Here is a 7,061-nt window from a genome sequence, read left to right on the forward strand (position 1 = left end):
GCACCGAGACTGCACGCGCAAACCCAGAAGTGGTGAAAAGAATACACATGCAGGAGACACAGGATGCCCAGGGCGCTGACTACAACAGCCAGATGGAACGGCTCTTGGAGGACGTGGTTAAGCTCTCAGCTTCCCGCAAACGCCCGCTGAAGCCAGTGACCGTGCTTATCGACGGCCCCTCGGGCGCCGGCAAAACCTGGACCTCGGTCGCCTTGGCTGAGCGTACTGGCTGGCGCGTGGTCCACCTCGACGAGTTTTATCCCGGCTGGCGTGGACTTGAAGCAGGCTCCGTCATGGTTGCTGAACAGGTTCTGCGGGAGAACAACCCGGGCTACTGGCGCTGGGATTGGGATACCAATGCGCCCAAGGATTGGGCCAGCCTTGACGCGCGCGATGACCTCATCGTGGAAGGCGTTGGTTCCGTCACCGCGGAGAATATTGCCGCGGCGAAAGAGCGCGGATCTGTCGTGACTGTCCGCATTGATGGGCCGCGTGAGCAGCGCCGCAAACGCGCACTGGAGCGCGACCCCGCTTATGAGGAATGGTTCGAAACCTGGGAGAACCAAGAAAAGAATTACTTTGCTGATATCGCGGTTGATGCCGACCTCACCTGGGAGTGGACGTAGTCACAAGGGGGATTTTGGCAGATCAGGGGGCTGGTGGTAATCTAACCCATGGTTTCATCTTTGTCTGAGATGAAAAGTCTGATCAGTTTCTCGGCCACATACGGTCGAGGGAAGTTCTGGACATGCGGAAGGGCCCCGGAGAAGAGCCCCTATTTTTGCATGTTTGACCGCCTTCCTTGATCAGTTGAAGCCGAAGTCATACAGAAAGACTAGATTTATGCCAACTATTCAGCAGCTGGTCCGCAAGGGCCGCCACAGCAAGAAGGCCGAGGTCGCTACGGCAGCCCTTAAGGGTTCTCCGCAGCGTCGCGGCGTGTGCACTCGCGTGTACACCACCACCCCGAAGAAGCCGAACTCCGCTCTCCGTAAGGTTGCTCGTGTTCGTCTGACCTCCGGTATCGAGGTTTCCGCTTACATTCCGGGCGAGGGCCACAACCTGCAGGAGCACTCCATGGTGCTCGTCCGCGGTGGTCGTGTGAAGGACCTCCCGGGTGTTCGCTACAAGATTATCCGTGGCGCACTGGATACCCAGGGCGTGAAGGACCGTAAGCAGGCTCGCTCCCGCTACGGCGCAAAGAAGGGACAGTAATCAACAATGCGTAAGAATGCTGCACCGAAGCGTCCTGTAGTCAAGGACCCGGTTTACAACTCCGAGCAGGTCACCATGCTCGTCAACAAGATCCTCCAGGACGGCAAGAAGTCCACTGCTGAGCGCATCGTCTACGGCGCTCTCGAGGCTTGCCGTGAGAAGACCGGTACCGACCCGGTTGGCACCCTGGAGAAGGCTCTGGGCAATATCCGCCCGGACCTCGAGGTTCGCTCCCGCCGTGTGGGTGGCGCTACCTACCAGGTCCCGGTTGAGGTTAAGCCGGCTCGTTCCAACACCCTGGCACTGCGTTGGTTGGTGACCTTCACCCGCCAGCGTCGCGAGAACACCATGATTGAGCGTCTCGCTAACGAGATTCTGGACGCATCCAACGGCCTGGGTGCTTCCGTCAAGCGCCGTGAGGATACTCACAAGATGGCTGAGGCTAACCGCGCCTTCGCCCACTACCGCTGGTAATTCCTGCGGAAAACTGTTGCCACATGGCTTCTTGGCCCGAACAACGACATCATCGTTTACCTGCGCTGACAGTGCGATGCGGCGCCCTTGAGAAAAGGGTACCGCCACGCGCACAGTGCGGAATACAACTTTAATAGCGTTGTTCGGGCCATTTTTGTGTATGGGGGCAGTTAAACGCCCTGCATGCACAGTCAAAAACGTCATGCAGTAACATGCACAGCGGGACAGTGGCAGCCCACATGTGAGGTGCCCTGAGTTCCTCACGCTGCCGCGCTAGCCTAGACGTGGCAAAATAGATCAAGACCTATCCATGAAGACGTCTTTGTACTGTGAGTCAGTGTTGAGCTGACTCGGGCGTCGACGAGACATTAAGTTGGGGTATAAACGTGGCACAACAAGTGCTTAAGGATCTGAACAAGGTCCGCAACATCGGCATCATGGCTCACATCGATGCTGGTAAGACCACCACGACCGAGCGCATTCTCTTCTACACCGGTATCAACCGTAAGGTCGGCGAGACCCACGATGGTGCCTCCACCACCGACTGGATGGAGCAGGAGAAGGAGCGCGGCATCACCATTACGTCCGCTGCTGTGACCTGTTTCTGGGACAACAACCAGATCAACATCATTGACACCCCGGGTCACGTTGACTTCACCGTTGAGGTGGAGCGTTCCCTCCGTGTTCTTGATGGCGCCGTTGCCGTCTTCGACGGTAAGGAAGGCGTTGAGCCGCAGTCCGAGCAGGTGTGGCGTCAGGCTGCTAAGTACGACGTTCCGCGTATCTGCTTCGTCAACAAGATGGACAAGATGGGTGCGGACTTCTACTACACCGTTGGCACCATCGTTGACCGCCTCGGCGCTAAGCCGTTGGTTCTGCAGCTGCCGATCGGCGCTGAGGATGACTTCGACGGTGTCGTTGACCTCATCGACATGCAGGCACTGACCTGGCGCGGCAAGGTTGAGACCGGTACCGAAGCCACCATCGAGGAGATCCCGGCCGACCTGAAGGATAAGGCTGAGGAGTACCGCGAGAAGCTGCTCGAGACCGTCGCCGAGTCCGATGAAGAGCTCATGGAGAAGTACTTCGGTGGCGAGGAGCTCACCAAGGAAGAGATCCAGGCTGCCATCCGCAAGATGACCATTAACTCTGAGGTCTACCCGGTTCTGTGTGGTACTGCCTACCGCAACAAGGGCATCCAGCCGCTGCTCGACGCTGTCGTTGCTTACCTGCCGAACCCGCTCGACATCGGCGAGATCACCGGCCACGCTGTGGGCAACGAGGACGAGGTTATTACCCGTAAGCCGTCCATTGAGTCCCCGTTTGCAGCTCTGGCCTTCAAGATTGCTGCTCACCCGTTCTTCGGTCAGCTGACCTTCACCCGCGTGTACTCCGGCCAGGTTCTTCCGGGTACCGAGGTTATGAACTCCACCAAGGGTAAGAAGGAGCGCATCGGTAAGCTCTTCCAGATGCACGCCAACAAGGAGAACCCGGTGGAGCAGGCAGATGCCGGCAACATCTACGCCGTCATTGGTCTGAAGGAAACCACCACCGGTGACACCCTGTGTGACAAGGATGACCAGATCATCCTCGAGTCCATGGACTTCCCGGAGCCGGTTATTAAGGTCTCCATCGAGCCGAAGACCAAGGCTGACCAGGAGAAGCTGGGTACCGCTATTCAGAAGCTGGCTGCTGAGGACCCGACCTTTACCGTTGAGCTCGACGAGGAGACCGGCCAGACCGTTATCGGCGGCATGGGCGAGCTCCACCTCGACGTTCTGGTTGACCGCATGAAGCGCGAGTTCAAGGTTGAGGCCAACATTGGTAACCCGCAGGTTGCTTACCGCGAGACCATCCGCAAGAAGGTCGAGTCCCTGGACTACACCCACAAGAAGCAGACCGGTGGTTCCGGCCAGTTCGCAAAGGTCATCGTCACCATCGAGCCGTACAACCCGGAGCCGGAGGAGCTGGAAGAGGGCGAGTCCGCAACCTACAAGTTCGAGAACGCCGTCACCGGTGGCCGCGTTCCGAAGGAGTACATCCCGTCCGTCGACGCTGGTATCCAGGATGCTATGCAGTACGGCTTCGTCGCTGGCTTCCCGCTGGTGAACATCAAGGCCACCCTCGAGGATGGCGCTTACCACGACGTTGACTCCTCCGAGATGGCCTTCAAGCTGGCTGGCTCCCAGGTCCTCAAGGAAGCTGTTGCTAAGGCAAAGCCGGTTCTGCTTGAGCCGATCATGGCCGTTGAGGTTGTTACCCCTGAGGAGTACATGGGCACCGTGAACGGTGACATCTCCTCCCGCCGTGGCCAGGTCTTCGCTATGGAGGACCGCTCCGGCGCCAAGGTCGTGAAGGCTAAGGTTCCGCTGTCCGAGATGTTCGGCTACATCGGTGACCTGCGTTCTTCCACCGCTGGCCGTGCAAACTTCACCATGGTCTTCGATTCCTACGCTGAGGTTCCGTCCTCCGTGGCTCAGGAGATCATCGAGGAGCGCACCGGCAACAAGGCCTAAGCGGCCCCGCCGTTTAGCCCGCAACATGGGGCTGGTAGTCTTCGCCAGTAGACAGCCAGCTCCCTGCGCTGGGGGGTAGCGGTCGGCTGAGCACGCAACCACAATCGTGTGTGTTGAGCCGGCCGTTACCCTCCCAGGATCCTGTTAATTGATTCTTGTCGAGGGTCAACGACCGCACGTTATGCGCGGGGTTACCTCCTATTGAGGCAGTTTGAAAAAACTGCGGCATAAATCTAGGATCGTGTAACTGGCACGTAAAGAAAGCGTCATTAGCGCTTATGGGCTTCGGCTCGAAGTGCCAATGGCAATACAAACCACGTGGCTGCGAAATACGTAGCCGCCATAGAGTCCAGGAGGACAAACAGTGGCAAAGGAGAAGTTCGAGCGTACGAAGCCGCATGTGAACATCGGCACCATCGGACACGTCGACCACGGCAAGACCACCACCACCGCAGCGATCACCAAGGTTTTGGCTGACGCTTACCCGGAGGAGAACACCGCTTTCGCCTTCGACATGATCGATAAGGCTCCTGAGGAGAAGGAGCGCGGTATTACCATCAACATCTCCCACGTTGAGTACTCCACCCCGAAGCGCCACTACGCACACGTGGACGCCCCGGGCCACGCCGACTACATCAAGAACATGATTACCGGCGCTGCTCAGATGGACGGCGCTATTCTGGTTGTTGCTGCAACCGATGGCCCGATGCCGCAGACCCGCGAGCACGTTCTGCTGGCTCGCCAGGTTGGCGTTCCGTACATCCTCGTTGCTCTGAACAAGTGCGACATGGTTGACGATGAGGAAATCATCGAGCTCGTTGAGATGGAGATCCGTGAGCTGCTCGCTGAGCAGGACTACGACGAGGACGCTCCGATCATTCACATCTCCGCTCTGAAGGCTCTTGAGGGCGACGAGAAGTGGGCACAGTCCATCGTTGACCTGATGCAGGCTTGCGATGACTCCATCCCGGATCCGGAGCGCGAGCTGGACAAGCCGTTCCTGATGCCAATCGAGGACATCTTCACCATTACCGGCCGCGGTACCGTTGTTACCGGCCGTGTTGAGCGTGGCTCCCTGAACGTTAACGAGGACATCGAGATCATCGGTATCAAGGACAAGTCCATGTCCACCACCGTTACCGGTATCGAGATGTTCCGCAAGATGATGGACTACACCGAGGCTGGCGACAACTGTGGTCTGCTTCTGCGTGGTACCAAGCGTGAAGAGGTTGAGCGTGGCCAGGTCTGCATCAAGCCGGGCGCTTACACCCCGCACACCAAGTTCGAGGGTTCCGTCTACGTCCTGAAGAAGGAAGAGGGCGGCCGCCACACCCCGTTCATGGACAACTACCGTCCGCAGTTCTACTTCCGCACCACCGACGTTACCGGCGTCATCAAGCTGCCTGAGGGCACCGAGATGGTCATGCCGGGCGACAACGTTGAGATGACCGTTGAGCTGATCCAGCCGGTCGCTATGGACGAGGGCCTGCGCTTCGCTATCCGCGAGGGCTCCCGTACCGTCGGCGCTGGCCGCGTTACCAAGATCCTCGACTAATCCTTAGTGATTAGCAGGATGTTGTAGCATCCTGAAGCCGCTCAATCCCAGTAGGGGTTGGGCGGCTTTTGTGATCACGGGGGTACTAGGCTTGGGAGTCATGTTTGATCCGACTCGCATCGATCGCACCCTCGTTGCTCTTCGCGCCGCCTGGGAGGGCCAACCTGACCTTCCCCTGGGCACTCTTTTCGGCATGCTTGCAGCAGAAGGCTATGGCTGGGGTGTGTCTGACGAGGATCTCACGAGGCGTTTGGAGGACATGGCTCGAGTCCACCCGCCCCTGTTACCGCTTTCCGACGCCTCCCTCATCACCCACGGCCTCTGGCTCACCGTCACCGATACTCACCGTGTGACGCTCTCACCTGGAGCCTCACCGGAGACCTCCCACGCCGTAGTCCGCCCTATGTCAAAGGAAGGCGTGAAGGGCCAGCCGGTCGCGTGGCCCGTATCAGGTTTGCGGCCCGTCGGACCCGGACGGCCCCTAGTCATCGCGGACACCGAAGGTTTCGAGCATCGCTTCGGCATAGTTCAGTCGGTTACCCGACTTAAGGAAGACCGCCGCTCTTTGAATGGTCTCAAGCGTCGCAGCGTCGGTGACCGCGTATGGTTCATCCGAACCGATGCCGAGACCATCATCCTTGACCACGGCTTCCATGTCATTGAACGCAAGAACCGGGAGCTCGCACGCGCCGACTTTTCCTGGGACCGTATCGAGAAGTGCGAACCCGGCTCACCACTCGGCGTTCACCTATCCCGCGGCACACAGCACTCATTTGGCGTCGTCGAGGACATCATTCTCGTCGAAAACGAGCCGTGGTCTCCGTCCTAGATGCCGAGGATCGCCGGTGTGCCCGCTGACCGTGGTGTGGTTGGCGGGTTTCGGCGTTCCTCGTGGCTGCGTGCGGGCGGTTAGCCTGCACGTGGCGGTGGGTCGGGTGGTTGACCTGTGGTTTGTCCTGTTGTTTGTTCGGCGGCGAGTCTGGCTGTGGCTTCTTGGTATTCGGGCATGGCGGTAATTGGCACACCCCAGGGCGGGATGTAACTCACCCCGGTATTCAACCGGAACATGTAACCCCTGCCTGTGGGCCGTTTCGGGTCATCATCGTTAATACCGTTGTGATAGGCGCACAGGAAGGTGAGGTTTTTGAGGTTGGTGAAACCTCCTGCCTGCCAGGGGACGAGGTGGTGGACCTGGCAGTAGTCCGCCGGCTTGTTACACCCTGGTCTGGAACAGGTTTGGAATTCGGCGCACAGGCTGATGCGTTGCTTCCAGCTGGCATGCCGCTGAATCCTATAAGAGT

7 protein-coding genes are annotated in these 7,061 nt (G+C 58.8%); 6 read left to right on the plus strand and 1 reads right to left on the minus strand.

All coding sequences use genetic code 11. The features are described from left to right. Nucleotides 1-47: 47 nt before the first annotated feature. From HMPREF2875_RS12170 to HMPREF2875_RS12195, 6 genes are all read left to right on the plus strand, one after another. Nucleotides 48-626, plus strand: a complete 579-nt coding sequence (locus HMPREF2875_RS12170; protein ID WP_070673477.1) for an isopentenyl transferase family protein — start codon at nucleotides 48-50, stop codon at nucleotides 624-626. 217 nt (nucleotides 627-843) lie between these two features. Further along, nucleotides 844-1,215 carry a 30S ribosomal protein S12 gene (gene rpsL, locus HMPREF2875_RS12175; RefSeq protein ID WP_039673673.1) on the plus strand — a complete coding sequence of 124 codons (372 nt, stop codon included), beginning with the start codon at nucleotides 844-846 and terminating at the stop codon, nucleotides 1,213-1,215. Nucleotides 1,216-1,221: 6 nt separating this feature from the next. After that, complete coding sequence (rpsG, locus tag HMPREF2875_RS12180; protein ID WP_070521784.1) at nucleotides 1,222-1,689, plus strand: 30S ribosomal protein S7; 468 nt, start codon at nucleotides 1,222-1,224, stop codon at nucleotides 1,687-1,689. A 386-nt stretch (nucleotides 1,690-2,075) separates the two neighbouring features. Then, nucleotides 2,076-4,205, plus strand: a complete 2,130-nt coding sequence (gene fusA / locus HMPREF2875_RS12185) for an elongation factor G (RefSeq protein ID WP_070673478.1) — start codon at nucleotides 2,076-2,078, stop codon at nucleotides 4,203-4,205. Between the two features lie 364 nt (nucleotides 4,206-4,569). Beyond that, nucleotides 4,570-5,760 carry an elongation factor Tu gene (gene tuf / locus HMPREF2875_RS12190; protein ID WP_070673479.1) on the plus strand — a complete coding sequence of 397 codons (1,191 nt, stop codon included), beginning with the start codon at nucleotides 4,570-4,572 and terminating at the stop codon, nucleotides 5,758-5,760. Between the two features lie 100 nt (nucleotides 5,761-5,860). After that, nucleotides 5,861-6,589, plus strand: a complete 729-nt coding sequence (locus tag HMPREF2875_RS12195) for a hypothetical protein (protein ID WP_070673480.1) — start codon at nucleotides 5,861-5,863, stop codon at nucleotides 6,587-6,589. Between the two features lie 80 nt (nucleotides 6,590-6,669). Here HMPREF2875_RS12195 and HMPREF2875_RS12200 read toward each other — a convergent pair. Next, nucleotides 6,670-7,061, minus strand: a 392-nt coding sequence (locus HMPREF2875_RS12200) for an HNH endonuclease signature motif containing protein (RefSeq protein WP_141754643.1), incomplete at its 5' end; no start/stop codon positions are given.

This window comes from Corynebacterium sp. HMSC078H07 (assembly GCF_001812805.1).
Classification (GTDB): Bacteria; Actinomycetota; Actinomycetes; order Mycobacteriales; family Mycobacteriaceae; genus Corynebacterium.